Origin of the sequence: Desulfitobacterium dichloroeliminans LMG P-21439 (genome assembly GCF_000243135.2) — a bacterium.
In the GTDB taxonomy this organism is placed as follows: domain Bacteria; phylum Bacillota; class Desulfitobacteriia; order Desulfitobacteriales; family Desulfitobacteriaceae; genus Desulfitobacterium; species Desulfitobacterium dichloroeliminans.
Map to the genome: position 1 here is coordinate 938,937 of NC_019903.1, position 23,255 is coordinate 962,191.

Below are 23,255 nucleotides of genomic sequence, written 5' to 3' on the forward strand. Positions count from 1 at the left end.
AAAGGTGACAGTTTATGAGTAGGAGAAGTTATGGTTGGATCCCTTTTTCCACAAACAAATATTGCATATAAGCTTCTCTTACTTTTCCGTAAAGTAGCCTTGATATAGGAGCGCTTTGATGAGCATATGTAATAAGTTCTCTGCCGTTTATTTCCTGTATACAGCACATATTTACGATACACGAACGGTGCACTTTAACGAACTCTTCACGGCTCAGTAGCTCAGGCTCAAAGTCGGAGAGCGAACCATAGATTTCTTTTACACTGCCATCATTGATGTGAAAATATAGCTTCTTATTGATGACTTCTAAAAACTCTAGCCTACTAAAGGGTATACGCATCACTCCCGAGGCTGTCTTAATATTTAAGGCAGCCTCTTCTTTATGTGAATCCAGAAAAAGGCTATCCAGAACAGGGTAGAGCTTTTCTGGGGCACAGGGTTTGAGTAAATAGTAATAAGCATCGACAGCATAGCTTTCAATTGCAAATTCAGGTGAAGATGTCAAGAAGATAATTCTTACCTCACTGTCAAATCGCCTAATTTCATGAGCTGCCTCCATACCATTTACTCCAGGCATTAGTATGTCAAGTAGTAGGACATCATAGATACCTTTACGCATGGTTTCTAAAAGTTCTATGGCATTGGAGAAAGTCACATATTTCATAGTGGCTTTCTTCTCAGCTTGATATTTTTTCATTAGATTAGTAAGACGAGTAAGCTCTTGTACATCATCATCACAAATAGCAATCTTTAGCACTACGATGCCTCCTAGTGTTAATATAACCCAAGTATATTTTATCATAATAACAGAGAATAGTTTGAATCTTGGTCAAACTTTCAGGACGAAAAAACTACATTTCACGCCCTCAACAGTTTTAGGAAGTTTATTTTGCTATGCTGATAACAAGGTATTTACGCCAAGGAAATTTATGAGAAGAGGAGATTGATCAATGAAAAAGTTATTAGTAGTCCTTATGATAGCGGTTATGTCTTTAAGTCTTATAGGCTGTGGAGGAGATGAGGCTCCGGCTTCTGCGCCAGCTAGCAATCCACCTACAAACGAAGTGCCTGCGGACCAGGTGGCCCAGGTGCAAGCGTTGGCTAATGCAGATTATGCTCAGCTCCAAGAACTAATGGAAGGTATCGTCGAACACCAAAACATGGGACCGGAATTCGCAGCTCTGCGTCAAAAGGTAATCGATGGCCAAGCTGAAGAAAGTGCCCTGTTAGAAGCCACGAAGCAGTTGGCTGATCATGCACAAGCCCTGCTGGAGACTGCGGAAAAAGCGCAGTGGAAGACGGAGTATTATAAGGAGCATGTTGCCCTTCTAACTGCTTCGATTAGAGCCTTAGCTGATGGGGAACGTTTAAGCTATGAAGCGGGTGTAGAAAATGATGAATCCAAGCTGGTTCAAGTGGCTGAATTAATGGCCGAATATGATAAAAAATTAGGTGAATTCCTTGACCGGTTGGAGAAATAAATTTTGAACTTTTAACTAAGAGCAGACAGATAGATAGATAGATAGTATACTTTCAGCCTGCTCTTTTATTTTATGATTGAGGAGTGATTTGCTTTGCCAACTACATTGATTATTTTAGGTGTTGCTGTCGTTCTGGTTGTTTTATGGGTTATGTCCACACAGCGTAGATTAGTAGTGTTAGATGAGAACATCAATAATGCCATGAGTCAGATAGGGGTTCAGCTATCCTCACGCTTTGATGCTCTGACGGCCCTGCTGGATTTAACGAAGGGCTATGCCAAGCATGAAAGTGAAACTCTAATCGAGACGATTAAGTCCCGTCGTAGTGTCATTACTGCCAAATCAACCCCGAACGAGGTCTTACGCCAGGAGGGGATCATAGCGGAAGCGTTAGGCAGGATTGCCATGGTGGCTGAGCAGTACCCAGAGCTTAAAGCTAACGAAACCTATGCTGAGACAATGGATGCTGTCAATACATATGAAAACCTGGTGCGCAACAGCCGTCTTATTTATAACGATAGTGTGACAAAGCTGAATCGCGAGATCCGCATGTTTCCTGTGTTGCTCATCGCCGGTATGTTGGGCTTTCGGCAAAGAGATTACCTGCAGGAGCAGGAAGGCAAGACGGTTATGCCGAGCATGAAATGAGGTCTGCTATGAAAACAATGATGAGATATAGCTGCGGAATTTTGCTAGTTGTTTTGCTGTTAACTATTGGCCCTAAGCCGACTTATGCTCAAAACCATGTCCGCACCATAGATATTGAGGCAGTCATCTATGACGATGGTTCAATGTATATTACCCAGGTCTGGGAGGGTGACTTTGACGAAGGAACCGAAATCTACATTCCTATGGCTGCTCCCGATTATCTGCAGATCAGTGACTTAAGAGTGGCTGACCACAATGGTGTCTATCAGGTTGTGGAGCCTTGGGATCTGGAGGCCGGCTTTGCGGAGAAAGCCTCCAAATGTGGGCTCAACTACACGGAGGAAGGTTATGAGATCTGCTTCGGACTTAGCGAGTACGGCACCAACCGTTATGCGATTGAGTATCGGCTGAAAAATGTCATTGGTAGCTATACCGATCTCGATGGAGTGAATTTTCGCTTTGCCAACAAGGGTATGAATACGACTCCCACGGATGTGAAAGTAGACATACGCTTAGCTGATGGAACACCTCTCAAGGATGAAGGCAGTGACATCTGGGCTTTTGGTTATGAGGGACAGGTGCTTTTTGAAGATGGGGCCATTAGAGCCTATACAGAAAAACCGCTTACTGAATACAACCATGTGACAGTCATGCTGAGCCTTGAGAAGGGTCTTCTGAATCCCTCAAGAACGGAGAGTGTTAGCTTCGCAGAGGTCAGAGAGCAAGCCTTTCAAGATAGCGATTATGACGATGAAGGCTCAGGGGAGGAAGTCTCAGCGCTAGCAGTATTTTTAACGGTAGCGCTCTCTATTGGGATCCCGCTGGCCCTTATCCTGCTGATTAGCAAGCTAAGAAAGCGCAGTGCAGCTAAGAAGATGCAAGAGTTCGGGCAGCGCTGGGGATATTTTCGCGAGGTTCCCAACAGCGGCAATGTTCAAGCAACTTACGCCTTGGGCAGATTGTTTGAGCTTTGTGAGGAGGGCGCTATCTTGGGGACGGGAATGCTGCGCTTGATTCAATTGGGTTGTTTAGCCCCTGTCCGGCTGGAAGAAGTGGGATTTATGGGCAAGACAAAGGAAATTGTTAGCTTAGAGCTTAAAGGCAGTAACCACAAAGAGATGAACGAATATGATGAGTATTTGTATACAGTTTTAGAAGGAGCAGCAGGGTCTGATGGAATTTTACAGCCAAAGGAATTGCCAAGGTTTGCTGAAAGAAATGATACCTTGCTACGAAATTATCTTGATCAATCGAATGCAGGGGGACTTAAGTATTTGCAGGAAAGGCAATGCCTGACAAGCTGGGAGCCGCCTTTAAAACTAAAGCATCTAACTCCTAGTGGCGAAAAAGAGTTAGGCGAGCTAGTGGGCTTTAAGCAGTATCTGGAGGATTTTTCCTTGGTGGCCGAGCGGGGAGTGGAAACAATGCCTATCTGGCAAGAGCTCTTATCCTATGCCTTGCTCTTTGGCATTGCGGACAAGGTTGCGGAACAGATGCAGGAAGTCTATCCGCAGCTGGGGCGAGAAGTGGAGCAATACAGCCAAAACTTAAAGACATCTTATGCCTATAGTCATCTGTTGGTAACTCACATGCTTCAAGCTGAAGAAAGACGAGCCCAGGCAGCCCGTAGCAAGGGTAGTGGTGGGTTTTCATCCTTGGGAGGCGGTGGAGGCTCAATAGGCGGTGGTCGTGGCGGTGGAACAAGGTAACGAATTTTTAAAGGGAGGCATTTACTATGGGATTATTTTCATCCAAGAAAAACCCTTGCGGAATTTGTGGGGGGGCAACCCCGAGGATTTTTGCCAGAGTGATTGAAGAACAGCCCCTTTGCAGTGATTGTAACGATAGAATCGATATGGAGCCCAGCTTGCAGGATAATTTGACCCTTCAAAGTATCAAAGAGCATTTTGTGTATTTGGAGGAAAACCAGGTACTGCGCGACAACTTTGTGATATCAAAAGATCTCGATTTTGGGTTTTTCTGTGAAAAAGTTATCTTTGATTTTTATAATAAGCTTTTTTGTATGAGTGGAGAACCTGACAAGATGGTTTTTGCAGGTAGCCATCTCAAGTCTTTTACGATTAAAGAGGATCAGGAGACTCTTTTTGAAGGATCTTCTGCTGGATTAAAGCGTTATACGAGCAGTGTGCCTGACCGTGTTGCCGCTCTAGCTCCTCAGTTGGCTATGGTTAGAATGACAGCGCAGGTAGCTAATCAGCTTGATCGGGATGAAGATAACAAAAATAGCTATCGCCCAAGAATGGATATGCCTGAGCCCTTTGAAGAATTTCACATTGAGCTGAAGCTGGAGCATCCTTATTGGCAGACTATCGAATTTAAAGTAAGTGGCCCGGATTTCAACAATACCCACCCCGATGCGAACTCCTTTATGCGTGAGTATGATCAGACTGCGGCTAAGTTAGAAGAGCTAGCTGGCTCCTTGATGCATATTGCTTTCCCGGATGCGGAGGAAATGCTTGTGGGTTGGGTTAATCCTTTACAACAGGCAATGGCAGCGGAAAGGCCGGTGGACAGCATCGAAGAGATTAGACGCTTTAAAGGCTTGCTGGAAGAAGGTCTTATCACAGAGGAGGAGTTTGCAGCTAAGAAAAAACAGCTCTTAGGAATCTAGTTATTAAAGCTTGACTCTATAGTTAATAACTTAAGCAGCGTAGATTGGGAGGATGCCCCAGTCACCTTTGAGACCATTGACGGGTAGATCTTCACCAGCGTGTAGTGAGGATAAACAAAAAAGGATGAATAAGTGAGAAAAACCGAACAAGATAGAAAATGCAAATAAGCATAAGAGGAGGAATTGCATTGCTTAAGAAACGAATTCTCAGTATACTGCTGGTGCTCTGTATGGTGCTTACCATGGTGCCGGCTGAGGTGTTTGGGGAGGGCGAACCACCGTCACCACCAACAGTAACAAGTGTAAGTGCTACAACTACAAACGGTTCCTATAAGCAAGGAGACACGATAGCCATAACCGTAACCTTCAGCAGCGCGGTTACCGTAACCGGTACACCACGGTTGGGGCTGGAGACCGTAACAACGGACCGGACTGCAAGCTATGGTTTCAGAGGCGGCACAAATACCTTAACCTTCATTTACACGGTTCAGGCCGGAGACAGCGCGGAGGACCTTGACTATAAGGCCACAGATTCGCTGAAGTTAAACGGAGGAACCATTATAGCGGGAGCAACAGATGCAATTCTAACCTTGCCGGATCCCGGGGCACCAGGTTCTCTCGGGGCCAACAAGGACATCGTTATTGACGGAATTGCCCCGAGCGCAATTACCATATCAGCCCAGAACACCATTCCGGCAGGTGGAAGCGTCACCCTGACAGCCGTGGGAGGCCCGCTAGCCATTGGTTCCTGGACGGCCATCTTTAACCAAATCAAAGCAAACACAGCCGCAGGAGCAAACTGGATCACCGGAATTGCAGCGAGCGATTTAACCATGTCCCCGGCAGGCGACGGCGTAAGCGCGACCCTGAATAACGGCGGCGCCAGTGCGGCAACCATCGCCGCAGATTTTGTCATTACAGCGGCCAACGTTGTTGACCGCGCCGGTAATATGGCAGCAGGAAATATCACGATAGATTCGGCTCATGCCTTAGTAGTCGGCGATGTGTTCACCGCCAATATTACAGTGGGCGCTGCAGCTGTTCCCTGCACCTATAAAATTATAGAGGTGCCTGCGGGCGAAGGCACTTTCGGAAAGGTGCAGATCGGTGATGGTATGAATAGTGCAATTGCGCCAGATACCGCAGGTCAGCTAATCATTCCCCCTACTGTTGTAAAAGATGGCAAGACCTACGACGTTACTGCCATCGGTAATAATGCCTTCACTAACTGCACCCAGCTTAATGGCACCCTGAACCTACCCGCCAGCGTGACCACTATTGGTGTTGCAGCCTTCGACGGCTGCAGTGGTCTTACCGGCACCCTGAACCTACCCGCCAGCGTGACCACTATTGGTGTTGCAGCCTTCGACGGCTGCAGTGGTCTTACCGGCACCCTGAACCTACCCGCCAGTGTGACCACTATTGGTGTTAGAGCCTTCACGAACTGCAGCGGTTTTACCGGCAATCTGACCATACCCGCCGGTGTGACCACTATCAGTGTTTATGCCTTTAATGGCTGCAGTGGTCTCAACGGCCTGAGCTTTGCTCCAGGCAGTCAGCTTACGACCATTGGTCCTGAAGCATTTCAAGGCTGCAGCAACCTGACCGGCACCCTGACCATACCGGCCGGTGTGACCATTATTGATCCATATGCTTTCGAAGGCTGCAGTGGTCTGACCGCTGTAAGCTTTCTGGGAAACACACGGCCTAATATGTTAGAGGTTGGTGATGTTTTTTTAAACTGCACGCTCCTTGCTACCGTCTATGTTCCCGGTACCTGGGAAGAGGGGAATTCGGTTACCCTTCCAGGTATTGCGACAGCCTATACGACCGCAAACGGAAAGCTGATCAGGGAGATTGTGGAGATTGCCTTCAACGGTCTGACTGCCAACGGGGTAGCAAATACCACCACAACAACCGAGCTGACTCTTACCTTTGACAGCAGCGTAACAGGACTTGCAGCCGGGGATATCACCCTGACTGGTGCAACCAAAGGTGCCTTAAGTGCCACAGAGACAAACGGCGTGTATAAACTGGCGATTTCCGACATTACCGTTGCCGACAGCGCCAATGTAACCGTAGCGGTTGCTAAAACAGGCTTTGCTTTTACCCCATCCAGCAAAACGGCGGCGGTGTATGTGGGTTCAGCACTGGTAGCTCCGAGTATCACCACCACCAACCTACCGGGGGGCACAGTGGGAACAGCGTATTCACAGACGCTTGCTGCCACAGGGAGTACGTCGATTACCTGGTCGCTGGACAGCAGTAGTTTGCCGGCAGGTTTGACCCTGGCCGCAGGCACCGGCACGATCAGCGGCACACCCACGACCAGCGGAAGCGTGACCTTCACGGTTAAAGCCACAAACGGAGTAAGTCCGGATGATACACAAGAGCTGAGCATCACCATCGCTGCCCGGCCATCATCAGACGGCGGAGGCGGTGGCGGTTCTGTCCCGGCCCCAACCCCAACCCCAACCGCCGGAATCTTTACCTTTACCCCTACTCAGCTTACGGAGATGATCAGCGGCAACCAGGCCATTCAAGTGGAAAACGGCCTGCAAATTACTGCCCAGCCGCAGGATATCCCCCGCGCCGAGGGTGAAGCCCTTGTGATCAAAGCCTCGGAAATCAAAGAATCAAATACCCTTAATTCCTTCTATCTGACCTATCCCGACCAACAGGGCCTTCGCAAAGGCTACAACATTACCTTTGCTACCGAGAAAGACGGACAGACCAATAATATTACCCAGCTAAAGGGGAAGATCACTTTAACCTTCCAGCTGACGGAAGAAGAAATCCAGAGCATCGATCCCAGTACACTAGTGGTTTATAAGGAGGGTGGTGACGGGGGCATTACGACTCTGGTCGGAACCTTTGACTGGGAAAACAATGCCTTTAGCGTCACCACCGACCACCTATGCAACTTCTATCTAATGGCTCAAAAAGGTATTCCGGCCCAAAGACTCAGTGGGGCCAATCGCTATGAGACTGCGGCGGCCATCAGCCGTCAGGGTTGGAAAACGGCTAATAATGTTGTCTTAGCCAGTGGTGAGGATTATCCTGATGCTTTGGTGGCAGCGACCCTGGCTGGGGTGAAGGATGCTCCGGTTCTCCTGACAGCTAAAGACAGCTTAAGTCCGGAGACATTACGGGAGATTCAGCGTCTGCAAGCTAAAAACATTTATATTCTGGGTGGTTCGGGAGTGATCGCTCTAGCAGTGGAGGACCAGTTGGCTCAAAACTATACTACTCAACGTATCTATGGTGTGAATCGCTATGAAACTGCCGTAAAGATGGGAGAGTTGATCCAGTCCGATAAGGCAAACACCGCTAACTATAACACATCAAAAACAGTCATCCTGGCAACGGGTCTAGATTATCCCGATGCCTTGAGTATCGCACCTTTTGCGGCTCAGTACGCACTGCCGATTCTCTTTACCGGAAAAGAAGCTTTGCAGGAAAAGACGGCTCAAGCTTTACGAGATTGGGGCATTGAGGAGGTTATCCTGGTGGGTGGCTCAGGGGTCATAGCCGAAGCTGTGGGAGATACTCTTGAAAACCAGCTAAAGATAAAAATCACTCGCCTCAGTGGCAGTGATCGTTATCAAACCAGTCTGGCCATAGCCCAATACTTTGAGAACTATGGCGTGGCAGATCAAAGCAATGCCAGTACAAACAACTCAGCAAAGCTATATACCAAAGCGGCTTTTGCAACAGGGGAAAGCTATGCCGATGCACTGGCTGGAGCAGCACTGGCCGGCAAAGAAAGAATGCCCCTCTTCCTGGTGAATGAATCCTCTCTCCGTACGGAGCTAAGTGCTTTTTTACAAGAGCGGCAGCTCCAAAAGATCTATGTCTTAGGAGGTGAAGGTGCACTTTCTGAGGTAGTGAAAAAGGAAATTAGTATTAAAGCCCAGCAATAGCCGGTAGAAGTAGAAGGTAACTATTTGCTGATTAACACAAAAAAGCGTGCCGCCAAGAGGTTGTAAATAACCCAGAGCGGCACGCTAGCCAACACAATAAAAGAGCGGATTTCAAGGAAGAGAAGTTTAACTATTGCCTAAGGGCAGCACAATTTTAAGAGTAAAAATAGCATTCTTAGCTGCAAAGGAGCAGTAGCCTTGGTGTTTATCGGTGATCATCATGATACTTTTGGTGCCGAAGCCGTGCTCGGAGTCCTTGCCTGGCCTTTGGGGCAGACCGTTCTCCAATATTAATTGGCCGGCATAGCTATTCTCTATGAGGATAAGCAAGTTACCCTTATGAGTTTGGCAGTTAGCGCGCACCATTCTATACGCGGGATCGGTTACTAGTGCCGCAGCACTCATGGCATTTTCAAGCCCGTTGGATAGCAAAGCGCAAAGCTCAGTTTCGAGAAATGGAAGGCTCGGCGGCAAGTTAGCCTTCACCGAGAATTTGACACCGTGGGTCTTTGCTTTGACCGCGAAGGAAGAAAGAATAAGATTGACAGTGTTGTTCTTCGAGTAGCGGTGGGGTGTCATCTCTTCAATATCCGCTTGAGTAAGCTGAATATAGTCTAAGGCTTGCTGCTGTTCACCATCGGTAAGATAACCCCTGATTAGGGAAAGATGATGACGCATATCATGCCGGTAAATGGCTACTGCTTTCTGGGCTTCTTTGAGGGCAGACATTTCCAATTCGGATTGTTTGAAAAGTAGCTGTAGGTTAGCATTCTCAAGTGCCATGTCCCGTTTCTGCTTGGATATTTTTAAATACATGATGGAGAATATGAAGTAAACAATAGCAATGGCGGTATCTAAGAATTCAACCACCGCAGGTCCACCACTATATAACAAGTCACTGTATACTGTGATACCATATTCGATTACATAATAAGTCAGAGGCACATATATAAATAAGGAAACAACTCGATGATCTTCTTGCTTCAAACCAATAATAATCGGTGCTGCTGCTTTTATAATTAAGATCAACAAAGGGATCGTGATCAAGATTTGTACCAAATAAGAGATATCGCTGTTATATCCCCAAAAGGACGAAACTACTGTACCGATCCATTTCCGTGGTGTGCATAGTAAATAAGCAGTCAACACAGAAACTAAGGCGATGTTGATAGGTTTCTTGTAATAGATTACCAAGAGTATAATCAAGGGGATATGGGTAAAAAAGGGATAAGATTTATATAAAAAATCTGTACCCAAAAGCAGATGGACACTTAATTGCACTATCAAAAAGCTCAGGGCTATAAAAATAACACTTTTTAAGTATCTTCTAATCGAAACATTGGCAAAGGATAAAGACATTATCAGTCCATATATCAAGACGAAGCAGTAATTAATGATAGAAAATGATAGCATATCAAATTACCCTCACACAGCTCTATATACTTTGCTTCATTTTAGAGAAATTATTAGATAATCACGAAGATTTATTGGGAGAACAGAACAAGTATAGCACGAAAGTCTACCTAATTTAATATTTTTTGACTAGAAGGTATATCGATAGGTTATAAATTAATTAAGACAGTTAGGGAAGGTAGAAAGAAGGGATGTGGCTTGGCGACAATAATCCTCACTTTAGTCGCAGGAATCAGCACCACAGCTTTTATGATTTTATGGTTTTGGGTAGTGCGCGAAAAGTTGCTGGCTAAACAATCTACAGTTCAAAGTGCCGCAAGTCAGCTCATCGTCTGCCGAAAGAAGTATTTACAAGCTAAAGATGAGCTGGACGAATTAGATGCCCAGAGTATTCTCCTGCGTAGTCAAGATATATATATCCAGTCGGTAAGGCTCTATAACCAAACTTTAAGGAAGCCTTGGAACCGCATTCCTGGATTCTGCATGGGTTTTTTCGGGATGTCTGACAAAGAAAGTTCCCAAAAGAAAGGCTGACTCGCCCTTCATGTTGATACTAAAAGGGTGACCTTTTTGTACTGTGCGTGCCTAGGTGCGCATTATCTAGCTGGAAAAAGTAGATACTGTGCTCCTGTTCTACTAAGCGTATATATAGGCCTGTCCCAAATACGAAGGCGCCTTCGTATTTGGGACAGGCCTGTGCATTGTCACCCATTCATACTCACTTGAGCCGAGACTTCTCTGTCGTATTGTGGCATCGTGGTGGACATCTAGGTTATAATAAGATAAGTAAATGAGGGAAATGAGGGAAAACATGTCGCTTCGAAATATTTACTGCGTGGGTCGCAACTACCGATTGCATGCAGAAGAGTTAAATAATGCGGTGCCGGAAGCCCCGTTGATTTTTACCAAACCAACTCATGCTTATACGGAGGCTAAGGGGCAGATCATTAAAATGCCGACCGACAAAGGGGCTGTGCATTATGAAGTGGAGCTCGTCATCCATCTCGACCAAGACTACGAAGAAGGAATGAGCGCCGATGAACTGATTGATAAGATTTCAATTGGGGTGGACTTCACCCTAAGAGAATTGCAAGAAGAACTGAAAAAGAAAGGTTATCCTTGGTTGCCTGCTAAAGGGTTTCCCAATTCTGCTCTTTGTTCTCCGTGGATGCCGTTTGCCGGTCTTGAGGCTATCAAGGAATATGATTTCGCTCTGCTGAAGAATGGGCAAGAAGTCCAGCATGGGAATATAAAAGATATGATTTTCGACATTCCTGAGATCTTAGAATATGTCGCCAAGGAATTTGGACTCGGAGCCGGGGATGTTATCTTCACGGGAACTCCGGCAGGGGTCGGGAAAATACAGGATGGGGATCATTTAATCCTCAAATGGCAAGACACTAAAGTTGGTGAGTGCCAAATCGGTTTCTAATTTCTAAAAAACTATTAAATATTGTATACATGGTGTAAAAAGGTTGATAGAATGTAAAATTCTCGGTAAATTTAAACCATCCCTCGGTAGAGGAAGAATCGTAAAAAACCTTAGAGTATGGAGGATGAACATGGTACGTCTAATTAATAATGGTATATTCCTTATTCAAGGGAAGCAAGCCTTGGAGGTTAAGGATACAAATGTGCTTTGCGATCTGGCAGGGCAACCCGTTCAACCGGATCAACTTCCTCAAGAAGTAATCCTAGATCGTCAAAGTGCCCAACAAAATACGATGGCTTATCAAATCTTATCCCGGCACAATACTTCCGGCACTATGGAGCACTTGAAGATTCGCTTCGATGCCTTGACATCTCATGATATTACCTATGTAGGGATTGTCCAAACCGCTCGGGCTAGTGGCTTAAAGGAATTCCCCATTCCTTATGTTCTGACCAACTGTCATAATAGCTTATCGGCGGTCGGGGGAACCATCAATGAGGATGATCATGTGTTTGGTCTCTCAGCAGCTCAAAAATATGGCGGAATCTTTGTTCCGGCCCATCAAGCAGTGATTCATCAATATATGCGAGAAATGATGACCGGTGGTGGCAAAATGCTGCTTGGCTCAGATAGCCATACCCGTTACGGAGCCTTTGGTACCATGGGCGTGGGCGAAGGGGGACCGGAACTCGTCAAACAACTCTTGCAAAAGACCTATGATATTAAATATCCTGGGGTGGTCGCCATCTATCTGGAAGGTAAACCACAGCCTGGGGTGGGACCTCAAGATGTGGCCTTAGCCATTATTCGGGCCGTCTTCAACAATGGCTTTGTCAAAAATAAAGTCATGGAGTTTGTGGGCCCCGGAATTGCGAACTTATCGGTGGACTTCCGAAGCGGCATCGATGTTATGACCACAGAGACCACTTGCTTAAGCTCCATTTGGGTGACCGATGATCAGGTTAAGAAGTATATGGAGATCCATGGCCGTGGCGAAGCATATGCCAAAGTTGAGCCGGGGAATGTGGCTTATTATGACGGCATGGTCCATGTGGATTTAAGCAAAATTAAACCGATGATTGCTATGCCCTTCCATCCCAGCAACGCCTTTACGATTGAGGAGCTCAACCAAAACCCTTATGATATCCTCAAGCAGGTGGAAGAAGAGGGAAGAAAACAACTGGCTAATCCTAAAATCAATTTCAATCTTACGGATCGCATCAAAAACGGTCGACTGTTTGTAGATCAAGCGATCGTTGCCGGCTGTGCCGGTGGTAGCTATCAAAACATCATGGATGTAGCTACTATTGTCGATAGCCAATCCGTGGGCAGTGATTATCTTTCCTTCAGCGTCTATCCTGCCAGCCAGCCTATTTACTACGAGCTCATCAAGAGAGGTGCCATCGGCAAGCTTATGCAAGCAGGAGCACTAATCAAGACTGCCTTCTGTGGTCCTTGCTTTGGAGCGGGGGATGTACCGGCCAATGGTCAATTGAGCATTCGCCATACCACACGGAACTTCCCCAACCGAGAGGGTTCTAAACCGGGTGATCTTCAGATTTCTTCGGTTGCCTTGATGGACGCTCGTTCGATAGCCGCCACCGTAATTAATGGCGGTCGGCTCACTCCGGCTACGGAGATTGAGTATACACCAGCAGACGCCGATTATGAATTTAATGCCGATATCTATGCCAAAAGGGTATACCAAGGCTTTGGTCAGGCGAAGCCCGAGACGGAGTTGAAGTTTGGGCCCAATATCGCAGATTGGCCGAAGATGATTACCCTCCCTGAGAATGTTCTCTTAAAGTTTGCCGCGGTCGTCCATGATCCGGTGACCACCACGGATGAGTTAATTCCGTCTGGGGAAACCTCTTCTTACCGTTCTAACCCGTTACGACTTGCCGAATTCACCCTATCTCGAAAGGAACCACTCTATGTATCCCGTGCTAAAGCGGTTCATGCCTTGGAGAAAGAACGTCAAGGTATTCAGTCTGGGCAAAAAGACCTTAGCGGCATAACGGGGGAATTGCGCGCGACAGCAGAGAAAATGCTTCAGGCTGACCCAGCCCTTGGGAATGTGGAAAACGCACTGGCGAACACGGGAATCGGTACGGTGATTTATGCCGTAAAACCTGGTGATGGCTCCGCACGGGAACAGGCGGCATCCTGTCAGAGGGTTTTAGGTGGCATGGCCAATATCGCTCAAGAGTACGCCACGAAGCGGTATCGCAGCAATCTGATCAACTGGGGCATGCTACCCTTTACTTGGGACTATGATGCGGATATTACATTCCAAGTGGATGACTATATTTTCATTCCCGGGATTCGTCAAAGTATCTTGAATGAGGACGAATTCATCACCGGGCAGCTGGTAACTGCAGCAGGGGTTAAAGAGATGAAGCTTCAGCTCAATCCTCTGACCCAAGACGAGCGCGAAATTATCCTCAAGGGTAGCTTGATCAATTACTATGCAGCAAACTAGAACCTCCGAGACGAGAATAAAGAGTAGTCAAAGACAAGTAACAAAGACAAGTTAACAAGTGACGGAGACAACTACAATCAATACCCCCAAGAGCCTAATAATAGAAAAACCAAAAACTAAAAAATATAAAAACAAACAAATATATGGCTTAAATAAAACGCTGGGAACCTCAGGAGAGGATTCCCGGCGTTTTTGTTGAGGTCATCTTGCGGGTCGGGCATAGTTTTGGACATAGTTTTTTTAAGAATATAAAAATATGGGTGCCAAATCTGCGTAACAGCTGTTATAATGTTGAATGTGTGTTGAAAACGCAATGTATTTTGTATATTTTATCACTGAAAAAGGAGTAACATTATCATGGATCAAACAATTCATCATAATTTAGAGGTTTCAGAACTAGTGAATAGTGCCCTTAAACGCGGTGAAGGTGTTCTTTCTTCAACCGGTGCATTTCATGTCAGTACGGGGAAATATACGGGTCGTTCCCCTTTAGATAAATTCATTGTCGATGAACCTTCTGTTCATGATCAAATCGACTGGGGCTCGGTGAATCGTCCGATTTCTCAGGAGAATTTTGAACGTCTCTATGATGAAGTGAAAGCCTATGCGGAAACGAAGGAGGAGCTATTCATTTTTGATGGCTTTGCCGGAGCAGATGAAGAATATCGGTTGCCGATTCGCGTCATCAATGAATTTGCTTGGCAAAATCTCTTTGTTCATCAGCTTTTTATTCGTCCCACCCAAGAGGAATTGCAAAATCATCAAGCTCAATTCACCATATACGCTGTCCCTGGCTTCAAAGCTAACTCGGAAGTTCATGGGACCCACTCCGAAGCTTTTATCATTTGCTCCTTTGAGAAACGTGTCGTATTGATTGGCGGTACTCATTATGCCGGAGAAATGAAAAAATCTATCTTTAGTGTTATGAATTACTTTTTGCCTTTACGGGAAGTTGTACCCATGCATTGCTCGGCTAATATCGGTAAAGATGGGGATGTGGCTCTCTTTTTTGGCTTATCCGGAACTGGTAAAACGACGCTATCTGCTGACCCTGAGCGGTATTTAATCGGGGATGATGAGCATGGTTGGTCCAAAAACGGAGTCTTCAATTTTGAGGGAGGCTGCTATGCCAAATGCATTAACCTTTCTCAAGAAAAAGAACCCCAGATTTGGAATGCGATTAAATATGGAACTGTACTGGAAAATGTAATATTGGATTCACATGAAAAAGTGGCGGATTACTGCGATGCGTCTCTAACCGAGAACACCCGGGCGGCCTATCCGATTGATTATATCGAAGGCTCGGTTATCCCTGGAGTGGGAGGACAGCCCCAGGTTATTGTGTTCCTCACGGCGGATGCTTTTGGGGTATTGCCTCCAATTGCCAAATTGACCAAGGAACAGGCAATGTATCATTTTCTATCCGGCTACACCTCCAAATTGGCAGGTACCGAACGGGGAATTACAGAACCTCAAGCAACCTTCTCTACATGCTTTGGGGCACCCTTTCTGCCTTTAGCACCCCAGGTTTATGCGGAGATGCTGGGTGAAAGAATTGATAACTATGGGACACAAGTTTATCTGGTGAATACCGGCTGGTCCGGTGGTGCCTATGGAGTAGGTAAGCGGATCAACTTAAAATATACCCGAGCGATGATTACAGCAGCACTCAACGGCTCCTTGGCGGAGGCCGAATTTACAGCAGACCCTAACTTTGGAGTCTTGATTCCCAATCATGTGGCTGGGGTTCCTAATGATGTGTTAAAGCCAAGGCTCACTTGGCAGGATAAAGAAGCATATGACCATAATGCCAAAGAGTTGGCCCAGCGTTTCAGAAAGAACTTTGAACAGTTTGGGCAGATCACAGCTGAAATACGCGCGGCAGGACCGCAAGCCGGCGCGTGAGAAATAAACCCATTTTTGCCGAGATTTATGGAAATAAATTTTTTTTATGAGAATCATAAAAAATCTGATATTTTTTCACAAAATCTTCACATCCATCCTGTATAATGAGCGAAGTTGTTTGTGATTTAGGAGGTAAGCGATGCAGCCTGTGAAGATTATTACAGAATCGAAGATTTGGCTTCAGTCTTTAAATAAACTACCGTGGAAATCCCCGAAAGTGATTGGTGGAGCGTTAACAGCATTATTAGTCCTAGGTGGAGGCGGCTTTTATCTAAGCTCCACAGCTTCCGCGGCTTATGTTGTTGTCAATGGAGAAACCGTTGGTGTCGTGGAAAATGTTAAAACCGGCGAAGAGCTTGTAGAGCAAATCCTCGCTGAAGAGGGTGCTGCTTTTGGCGAAACTGCCAAGACCCATGATCAAATTGAATACAACCCTGCGCGGATTAATAATCAATTTACCGCCTTATCCAAGGCGGATCTCAAAGAAAAACTATCCCTTTATATCGAGGCCGTTCAAGTTAACATTGCGGGTAACTCCCTTTTTAATCTAGCGGATCAAAAGGATGTCGATGAACTGATAAAAACTTATCAAGGAATCTACGTTCACGAGGATGAAAAGAACGTCGTTGAGAATGTCTCTTTTGATGAAGAGATAGAGATAAAGGATGTAGAAGTATTACCTGAACAAATCACTACAGCCGAAGCAGCCTTTGCTAAGCTTGAAGAGGGGAATATCCAAAAAGAAGAGTACGTCGTAGAAGAAAACGATTCTTGGTGGCTTATCGCCCGTAAGAACAATCTCAAAACTGTGGAGGTACTGGCCGCGAACCCTGGAACAACACTGGATACGGTGATAAAGCCTGGGGAAAAGATAATGATTGAGAAAATTACACCCTATCTTACGGTAGTTTTTGAAGGAACGAAGACCGATACGGAAACCATTCCTTTTGATGTGGTGACAAAGGTTGATGCCAAGTTGGCTAGCGGTACCTCTAAGGTAACTAAAGCTGGAGCTGATGGGGAAAAAGTCGTTACATATTCTTATGTGCAAAAAAATGACAAAGTGGTCTCTAAAGCGATTGTTGATGAGAAAGTAACAAAAGAGGCAGTATCCCAGGTGGTCGCGAAAGGACCGAAACGCGTGCAGGTAGCAAGCGCTTCCCGGGGTAGCGGTTCCGTGCCGGGCTTAGTAAGGCCTTATGGGGGAAGTACATCTTCTTATTATGGATATCGGGGTGGAGAATTCCACACAGGAATTGACTATGCCGGTCCGGCTGGCGAATCCTATGTAGCTGCGGCGGCAGGAACCGTTATCAGTGCAGGTTGGCAAGGGAACTATGGTAATTGCATCGTGCTCGATCATGGTAATGGTGTTCAGACTCGCTATGCCCATTCTTCAAAATTATTGGTTTCAGTGGGACAATCTGTGTCTCAGGGAGAAACCATCGGATTGGTTGGCTCCACAGGACGATCGACTGGATCCCATTTGCATTTTGAGGTTATCGTCAATGGGGACACTGTCAACCCAAGAGATTACGTACGTTAAGCAAAAGTTCAGGTGAAGTTTACTTTGCCTGGACTTTTTTATCCTAGACCGTTGACGCCTGGAGGGAATATGACGAAGATTGAAAGAGTCTTAGCCACGATTTATGGGCAAGCAGTAGATAAACTTCCCAAGGGGGAGTTTCATATCGAAGATGGCTTGATCACCAAACTTCTGAAAGTGACTTCTCACCAAAGTTTGAAGCGGATTGATTTCGAGGATCGCGTAAAAGCGTCTGAATTATTAGGGCTCGATGCGCTTGTTTTTATGGCGGATACCGACAGCCAAGACGGCCCTTGGGCAGAATTAAGACGTTGGGGTGAGGAAAGTGATTTTTTCACCTTTGCTTTAATCGATGGACCTTTTCAGGGAGTAGGGCATGGCTATCCCGATTTTACTGAGTTTTTAATGGATATCGTCAAGGATGAGGATAAGATGGACAGCTTGGTTCAAGGGTCGCTCAGGCGAAGTCTAGAGTTGGGGCGAGCCGCTATAGCTTCCGGAGCACATGGTATTTTAATTGCAGACGATATAGCCTATAATCAGGGGCTGTATGTATCTCCCCGGACGATGAGAGAACGTTTTTTTCCTTATCTTAAAGAATTACGTGCAGAACTGGTGCAGAGCGCTCGAGCATTTACTGGCAGAGAGATACCGATATTTTTTCATTCTGACGGAAATCTCCAGCTCATTCTTCAGGATATAAAGGAGATGGGCTTTAACGGCCTCCATTCGTTAGAGTCCGTCATGGATTTGAGGAAGGTTCGTGAAGCTGTGGGCGATGATTTTTGTCTGATGGGCGGGTACAGCTTGGCGTGGTTTAGCGCAGGAGGAAGCAATAAGGTGGATGAACTCATAGAAGCTGCCAGACCTGGCCGTTATATATTTGGCACCAGTGCAGGTATCCTTGATTCTGGTCTTGAGGCCACGGAGGTTTTAGAGGTTTATCGCTATGCAGATACGCTAGCTTGCCGGTAGGTTGAGCACAGCTTGCCAATCCTCATAGCATCAATCCTCTCAGTGAGTCAGTCTTCATAGCAAGTCGGTTCCATAGCATGTCCATAATACTAAAGAAGAGAGTTAGTATAAGGCAATATTCCTTATACTAACTCTCTTCTTCTTCGTATTCTTAATATATGCTTATCTATGTGCTTATAGAGTTGAATAACAAAGAGCAATCAATTTTCTAACAGCTTATTGCAATTGTCTAATACCTTTTCTAATACTTTAACGCAAACAGATAACTCATCAGGATCTATACCCTCGGTTATATCTTTGTTCATTCTTGCTCCGATAGTCATCAAGCCATCCCGCAGGTCCCTTCCGGATTCTGTGAGATAGATAAGGTTCGTGCGACGGTCATGAGGATGTCTGGTTCTAATAACTAGATTATTTTTTTCCATGGTATTGATAATTCTAGAAACGCTGGGTTCATCTTTACTTGTGGTATCTGCCAAGTAGTTTTGCGTTACGCCATCTTCGCGCCACAAATAGAGAAGAAGTCGCCATTGCTCTATGGAGATATTATAACCGTTTTCTTTAAATAGATGGGCCATTCTTTGTGACATGAGCCGTGCCGACTTGTTCACTTTATGCCCAAAAGATCGTGAAGTATATTCTTGAAATGTTGGCATATGTGTTACCTCGCGATTTGTTCCTTTTTTCTCTATCATACTTCTTTTTTGTTGCATAGGCAAGTATTTTTGGGGTAAATTCACGGAAGTTTAACATATGAATTATAAATATTTATATAGGTAACTTTAATACTAACTTTTAATCTCTCGGGTTTGGTCATGGTTTTCGTCTAGATAGGATTGGCGCCGAAGGGGAAGAAAGTATTGCAATTGGGGACAAAAAAAGAACTCTGAGCCGTTAAACTCAAAGTTCGCATGTAGATTTTAGAAATTACCAGTTGCTGCGTTTGCGAGGGGTATAGCAATCACGGCAATATACAGGCTTGTCACCAGTAGGTTGGAAAGGAACTGTAGTTTCTTTCCCGCAAGTTGAGCAAGTTGCAGGGAACATTTCTCTTTCTGGGCGTGAAGAGTATCCACCACCGTTACGGCTTTGTGCTTTTCTTGCTGCGCGGCAAGAAGGGCAACGACCGGGTTCGTTTGTAAAGCCTTTTTCTGCGTAAAATTCTTGTTCTGAAGCTGTGAAAACGAATTCTGCGCCGCAGTCTTTGCAGGATAATACTTTGTCTTCAAACATCAAAAAAACCTCCAAGATTTTATTCGACCCGTTACTGGGAAGTAGTATCCTTGATCCCCAAAGCCACAGGCAATCGAGAAGGTTTTCCATCCGCAAAATCTAACGAGTTTATTTAATTATACATAAATTTGTAAATAGAGTCAACAATTGTATATAGTATCCTCGTGTCACCAAAAAAGATAATTTTGGTGACACGAGGATACAAGGAATGTTATAATTTTAAAGTTGATAATAAATATAATGTTCGAATTGATTGAGCAAAAGTGAAGTTGATTGGGACAAAATGAAGAGGTGTTGAAATGGTTGCTTTGGGAGATTATCTATCCGTTCATAGAGTAGCGCAAAAGATCTCTATTCGGAAATTGGCAAGCTTGGCAAACTTGAGCCATACAGAAATCTATCGCTTAGAAAATGGAGAACGAAAGCACCCATCTCCTAATGTGCTCAAATCCATTGCTCTGGCTCTCCATCTAAATTACAACGAACTGATGAAAGTTGCGGGATACCTCGATGAGAGTTCAACGTCTGAGGGCCATTCCCGTAGGGAAATCAATGTGAAGGATCTAACAGAACTTGAGCTCGAGGAGGTGGAAAAGTTCATTGAATACTTGCGTCATAAGCGACGGCAGGTGTAGAAACTAAAAGACAGAAGGGAAGGGAAGTTTATTTGAGTGTACTTTTAGAGAAACTTAAAGAAATTTTATGGTCCGTTGTCCCTATCGTTTTCATCGTATTGGTTCTTAATTTCACGATAACCCCTCTAGAACCCTACTTAATCATTCGATTCCTTCTGGGGGCCTTATTCATTGTTCTTGGCTTAGCAATTTTCCTTTTTGGGGTGGACATAGGCATTAGCAAAGTAGGTACCCTCATGGGAGGAGCTTTAGCGAAAAGCAATAAATTGTGGATCATTATTGGGGCTGGCTTATTGCTCGGCTTTTTTATTTCCATTGCCGAACCAGATCTGCATATTCTAGCTGGTCAAGTGGATATGGTGACATCAGGAGTGATATCTAAGCTGAGCCTTGTGGTTGTGGTATCCATTGGTGTTGCAATGATGCTCACTTGCGGTTTGGTGCGTATCGTTTATAATATTCCTTTGTATAAGTTGCTGACGGTTCTCTATCTGTTGATTTTGGGATTAAGTTTCTTTACTTCCTCGGAATTCCTCGCGATATCCTTTGATGCGTCCGGTGCAACCACCGGGGCGCTCACAGTGCCTTTCATGCTGGCGCTTGCTTTAGGAGTTTCATCCTTGAAAAAGGACGGCAAGGCTTCGGAAAAGGATAGCTTTGGTCTCGTGGCCGTGACATCCACAGGGGCAATTCTAGCCGTGATGATCATGAGTATTTTGTCAAAACAAGATAAGATTACGGGAAGCCTCCAGGAGGCTGCTGCAACTTCGACGTCGGTTCTTGCTCCTTTTATGCATAAATTGCCTAGTGTAGCCTGGGAAATTTTGATTGCTTTAGCACCGATTATTCTAGTGTTTTTAGTGTTTCAGAAAGTCTCTTTTAAAATATCTAAAAAAGCCTATCGTAAAGTGCTCAAGGGTTTGCTTTATACCTTTATCGGATTGGTTCTATTTTTAACGGGTGTTAATGCCGGTTTTATGGAAGTCGGAACTAAGATCGGCTATAGCGTAGCCGCTTTAGATAATAAGTTGATTGTCATTGGTATTGGCTTTCTCATAGGACTTGTCGTAGTTTTAGCTGAACCTGCTGTTTACGTATTGACACATCAGATAGAAGATGTTACAAGTGGATATGTGAGGAGACCGGTGGTGCTCATTGCTCTATCTATTGGCGTTGCCTTTGCAGTAGCCCTGTCCATGGTAAGAATCCTGGTTCCCGGACTTCAATTGTGGCATTTTCTTTTGCCGGGTTATGTGGTTTCCATTCTCATGATGTATTTTGTGCCTAAGTTATTCGTGGGAATAGCTTTTGACGCCGGAGGGGTTGCATCCGGACCGATGACGGCAACATTTATTTTAGCCTTTGCTCAAGGCGCCGCGGAGGCGATTGAGGGGGCCAATGTGCTGGTCGATGGTTTTGGAGTTATTGCGATGGTCGCTATGACACCGATTATTGCGCTGCAAACCTTAGGGTTTATTTTTAAGATTAAATCGGTAAAGGAAGGGTTAGAACAACATGAAGGATAGCCCTACAACACTGGAATTTGAATTGATTTCCCTCGTAGTGAATCATGGGGTGGGAACTAAAGTGCTCAAGTTTGCCAAGCAGCACGGAATATCCGGCGGGACCATTTGTTTAGGGCGAGGGACGGTCAATAATCCTATACTGAAGCTGTTAGACTTAACAGATATACGCAAAGAAATTGTTATGATGATTGGGGAAAAGAAAGCAGCGGAGAACGCCCTCGCAGCACTTAATGAAAAACTGGCATTGCATAAGCCAAATCACGGGATTGCCTTTATAAGCTCTGTAAGGGGTTTTGTAGGACATCATCATAGTTATCGCCATGAAGATGAAAGTCGAGGTGCAGAAAACCCAATGTACAATGCGATCTATACCGTTGTCGACAGGGGCATGGCCGAAGATGTCATGGAAGCAGCGACAAAAGCCGGCTCTAGAGGGGGAACCATCATCAATGCTCGAGGTTCGGGTATCCATGAAACAAATACCCTTTTCTCTATGGCTATTGAACCGGAGAAAGAAATCGTGATGATTTTGGCAGAGTCCTCTACTACTGAAGCGATTATCACGGCCATTCGTCAGGAGCTTCATATAGATAATCCGGGGCATGGTATTATTTTTGTACTTGATGTAAATCGAACCTATGGTTTAAGGCAATAAATTTAAAGGCAGTAAATTTACAAGGACTTCCCGCTAAGCTAGTCGGCTTAGCGGGAAGTCCTTGTAAATTAATGGGGAATTTGAAGGATATCTAAATCTAGTCGAGAATAGTATAACGTGTTAAAACCACGATAAGGAGGCGCTTTGGATTTGTTTATTCAATCGGATATGATGTTCTCCATAGTTCCGATCATGGTAACCATAGGGTTTGTTGTTGTTTTTGGGATAATACTTATGGGTATCATCCAAGGGATACGGACCTGGAAGTATAATAATTCACAGCCGGTATTAATTGTACCCTCGCAGATTGTAGCTAAGAGAGATCATGTTACATCTCACCATCATAACAGCGGTAACGGGCTATCTCATAACCATCATAGCACGACCTATTATGTGACCTTTGAAGTAGAGAGTGGAGATAGGATGGAATTCCAAGTGGGGGCCCAGGAGTATGGGATGTTGGCTGAGGAGGATATTGGAAGGTTAAGCTTTCAAGGGACACGTTACTTAGGCTTTGAACGATTGAGAGACACCGAGAGGAGTTAGATCGTCATGCAATCGAATAAAAGATATTTTGTCCTTACTCTACTTAATCAGATGGTGGTTCTGCCCACCCGGAAAACGTGCGCAATGCCAGCTATCCCTTCACCGTTCCGGTGTATGCAGTGACCCTAAAGTCTAATACCAATGGGAATAGCCAAAAGCTAATCCAGTGGATTTTATCAGCAGAGGGTCAAAGTCTCGTGGAGAAGACAGGATATATCTCAGT

At 45.2% G+C, this 23,255-nt stretch carries 19 protein-coding genes; 15 read left to right on the forward strand and 4 right to left on the reverse strand.

What is annotated here, in order from left to right:
• Positions 1-28: 28 nt before the first annotated feature.
• On the reverse strand, positions 29-757 hold the full coding sequence (locus DESDI_RS04350; RefSeq protein WP_015261423.1) for a LytR/AlgR family response regulator transcription factor: 729 nt from the start codon (positions 755-757) through the stop codon (positions 29-31).
• Between the two features lie 193 nt (positions 758-950).
• On the opposite strand from DESDI_RS04350, the gene DESDI_RS04355 reads away from it, so the two are divergent.
• The 5 genes from DESDI_RS04355 to DESDI_RS17235 all read left to right on the forward strand — a co-directional run bounded on the left by DESDI_RS04355 (position 951) and on the right by DESDI_RS17235 (position 8,684).
• Positions 951-1,481: a hypothetical protein gene (locus tag DESDI_RS04355; protein WP_015261424.1), complete on the forward strand. Its 531-nt coding sequence runs from the start codon at positions 951-953 to the stop codon at positions 1,479-1,481.
• Positions 1,482-1,631: 150 nt separating this feature from the next.
• Positions 1,632-2,129 carry a LemA family protein gene (locus DESDI_RS04360; RefSeq protein ID WP_051015703.1) on the forward strand — a complete coding sequence of 166 codons (498 nt, stop codon included), beginning with the start codon at positions 1,632-1,634 and terminating at the stop codon, positions 2,127-2,129.
• Between the two features lie 8 nt (positions 2,130-2,137).
• Positions 2,138-3,838: a DUF2207 family protein gene (locus DESDI_RS04365; RefSeq protein ID WP_015261426.1), complete on the forward strand. Its 1,701-nt coding sequence runs from the start codon at positions 2,138-2,140 to the stop codon at positions 3,836-3,838.
• 26 nt (positions 3,839-3,864) lie between these two features.
• Positions 3,865-4,761 (forward strand): SHOCT domain-containing protein, encoded by an 897-nt coding sequence (locus tag DESDI_RS04370; RefSeq protein ID WP_015261427.1) that lies wholly within the window; start codon positions 3,865-3,867, stop codon positions 4,759-4,761.
• Between the two features lie 188 nt (positions 4,762-4,949).
• Positions 4,950-8,684 (forward strand): cell wall-binding repeat-containing protein, encoded by a 3,735-nt coding sequence (locus DESDI_RS17235; protein WP_015261428.1) that lies wholly within the window; start codon positions 4,950-4,952, stop codon positions 8,682-8,684.
• Between the two features lie 126 nt (positions 8,685-8,810).
• On the opposite strand, the gene DESDI_RS04380 is transcribed toward DESDI_RS17235, so the two are convergent.
• Entirely contained in the window at positions 8,811-9,965 is a 1,155-nt protein-coding gene (locus tag DESDI_RS04380) for a GHKL domain-containing protein (RefSeq protein WP_172635883.1), read from the reverse strand.
• A gap of 330 nt (positions 9,966-10,295) precedes the next feature.
• Here DESDI_RS04380 and DESDI_RS04385 point away from each other — a divergent pair, with 330 nt between their 5' ends.
• The 6 genes from DESDI_RS04385 (at position 10,296) to DESDI_RS04410 (ending at position 18,437) form a co-directional block, all read left to right on the forward strand.
• Complete coding sequence (locus DESDI_RS04385) at positions 10,296-10,631, forward strand: hypothetical protein (protein ID WP_015261430.1); 336 nt, start codon at positions 10,296-10,298, stop codon at positions 10,629-10,631.
• A gap of 277 nt (positions 10,632-10,908) precedes the next feature.
• Positions 10,909-11,529, forward strand: a complete 621-nt coding sequence (locus DESDI_RS04390; protein WP_015261431.1) for a fumarylacetoacetate hydrolase family protein — start codon at positions 10,909-10,911, stop codon at positions 11,527-11,529.
• 130 nt (positions 11,530-11,659) lie between these two features.
• Positions 11,660-14,011: a hydratase gene (locus DESDI_RS04395; protein ID WP_015261432.1), complete on the forward strand. Its 2,352-nt coding sequence runs from the start codon at positions 11,660-11,662 to the stop codon at positions 14,009-14,011.
• 357 nt (positions 14,012-14,368) lie between these two features.
• A complete protein-coding gene (gene pckA, locus DESDI_RS04400) occupies positions 14,369-15,916 on the forward strand; it encodes a phosphoenolpyruvate carboxykinase (ATP) (protein ID WP_015261433.1) in 1,548 nt (515 codons plus the stop codon).
• 139 nt (positions 15,917-16,055) lie between these two features.
• On the forward strand, positions 16,056-17,462 hold the full coding sequence (locus tag DESDI_RS04405) for a peptidoglycan DD-metalloendopeptidase family protein (protein WP_015261434.1): 1,407 nt from the start codon (positions 16,056-16,058) through the stop codon (positions 17,460-17,462).
• A 69-nt stretch (positions 17,463-17,531) separates the two neighbouring features.
• On the forward strand, positions 17,532-18,437 hold the full coding sequence (locus DESDI_RS04410) for a uroporphyrinogen decarboxylase family protein (protein WP_015261435.1): 906 nt from the start codon (positions 17,532-17,534) through the stop codon (positions 18,435-18,437).
• Positions 18,438-18,637: 200 nt separating this feature from the next.
• Here the strand turns inward: DESDI_RS04410 and DESDI_RS04415 are convergent, their stop codons facing one another.
• Both DESDI_RS04415 and DESDI_RS04420 read right to left on the reverse strand, forming a co-directional pair.
• Complete coding sequence (locus DESDI_RS04415; RefSeq protein ID WP_015261436.1) at positions 18,638-19,093, reverse strand: MarR family winged helix-turn-helix transcriptional regulator; 456 nt, start codon at positions 19,091-19,093, stop codon at positions 18,638-18,640.
• Between the two features lie 271 nt (positions 19,094-19,364).
• Positions 19,365-19,670: a zinc-ribbon domain containing protein gene (locus DESDI_RS04420; protein WP_015261437.1), complete on the reverse strand. Its 306-nt coding sequence runs from the start codon at positions 19,668-19,670 to the stop codon at positions 19,365-19,367.
• A gap of 299 nt (positions 19,671-19,969) precedes the next feature.
• Here DESDI_RS04420 and DESDI_RS04425 point away from each other — a divergent pair, with 299 nt between their 5' ends.
• From DESDI_RS04425 to DESDI_RS04440, 4 genes are all read left to right on the forward strand, one after another.
• Positions 19,970-20,305: a helix-turn-helix domain-containing protein gene (locus DESDI_RS04425; RefSeq protein ID WP_015261438.1), complete on the forward strand. Its 336-nt coding sequence runs from the start codon at positions 19,970-19,972 to the stop codon at positions 20,303-20,305.
• Between the two features lie 32 nt (positions 20,306-20,337).
• Complete coding sequence (locus DESDI_RS04430; protein WP_015261439.1) at positions 20,338-21,831, forward strand: DUF1538 domain-containing protein; 1,494 nt, start codon at positions 20,338-20,340, stop codon at positions 21,829-21,831.
• Entirely contained in the window at positions 21,821-22,486 is a 666-nt protein-coding gene (locus DESDI_RS04435; RefSeq protein ID WP_015261440.1) for a P-II family nitrogen regulator, read from the forward strand. The genes DESDI_RS04430 and DESDI_RS04435 overlap by 11 nt, the downstream gene beginning before the upstream one ends.
• 150 nt (positions 22,487-22,636) lie before the next feature.
• On the forward strand, positions 22,637-23,032 hold the full coding sequence (locus DESDI_RS04440; RefSeq protein ID WP_015261441.1) for a DUF2500 domain-containing protein: 396 nt from the start codon (positions 22,637-22,639) through the stop codon (positions 23,030-23,032).
• Positions 23,033-23,255: the final 223 nt, after the last annotated feature.

What these genes read in the sequence shown, in the direction of transcription:
- DESDI_RS04365 (WP_015261426.1), top strand. Translation starts at nt 2,138, where the DNA reads ATGAAAACAATGATGAGATATAGCTGCGGAATTTTGCTAGTTGTTTTG.
- DESDI_RS04370 (WP_015261427.1), top strand. Translation starts at nt 3,865, where the DNA reads ATGGGATTATTTTCATCCAAGAAAAACCCTTGCGGAATTTGTGGGGGG.
- DESDI_RS04360 (WP_051015703.1), top strand. Translation starts at nt 1,632, where the DNA reads ATGTCCACACAGCGTAGATTAGTAGTGTTAGATGAGAACATCAATAAT.
- DESDI_RS04435 (WP_015261440.1), top strand. Translation starts at nt 21,821, where the DNA reads ATGAAGGATAGCCCTACAACACTGGAATTTGAATTGATTTCCCTCGTA.
- DESDI_RS04355 (WP_015261424.1), top strand. Translation starts at nt 951, where the DNA reads ATGAAAAAGTTATTAGTAGTCCTTATGATAGCGGTTATGTCTTTAAGT.
- DESDI_RS04415 (WP_015261436.1), bottom strand. Translation starts at nt 19,093, where the DNA reads ATGCCAACATTTCAAGAATATACTTCACGATCTTTTGGGCATAAAGTG.
- pckA (WP_015261433.1), top strand. Translation starts at nt 14,369, where the DNA reads ATGGATCAAACAATTCATCATAATTTAGAGGTTTCAGAACTAGTGAAT.
- DESDI_RS04420 (WP_015261437.1), bottom strand. Translation starts at nt 19,670, where the DNA reads ATGTTTGAAGACAAAGTATTATCCTGCAAAGACTGCGGCGCAGAATTC.
- DESDI_RS04405 (WP_015261434.1), top strand. Translation starts at nt 16,056, where the DNA reads ATGCAGCCTGTGAAGATTATTACAGAATCGAAGATTTGGCTTCAGTCT.
- DESDI_RS04410 (WP_015261435.1), top strand. Translation starts at nt 17,532, where the DNA reads ATGACGAAGATTGAAAGAGTCTTAGCCACGATTTATGGGCAAGCAGTA.
- DESDI_RS04390 (WP_015261431.1), top strand. Translation starts at nt 10,909, where the DNA reads ATGTCGCTTCGAAATATTTACTGCGTGGGTCGCAACTACCGATTGCAT.
- DESDI_RS04425 (WP_015261438.1), top strand. Translation starts at nt 19,970, where the DNA reads ATGGTTGCTTTGGGAGATTATCTATCCGTTCATAGAGTAGCGCAAAAG.
- DESDI_RS04395 (WP_015261432.1), top strand. Translation starts at nt 11,660, where the DNA reads ATGGTACGTCTAATTAATAATGGTATATTCCTTATTCAAGGGAAGCAA.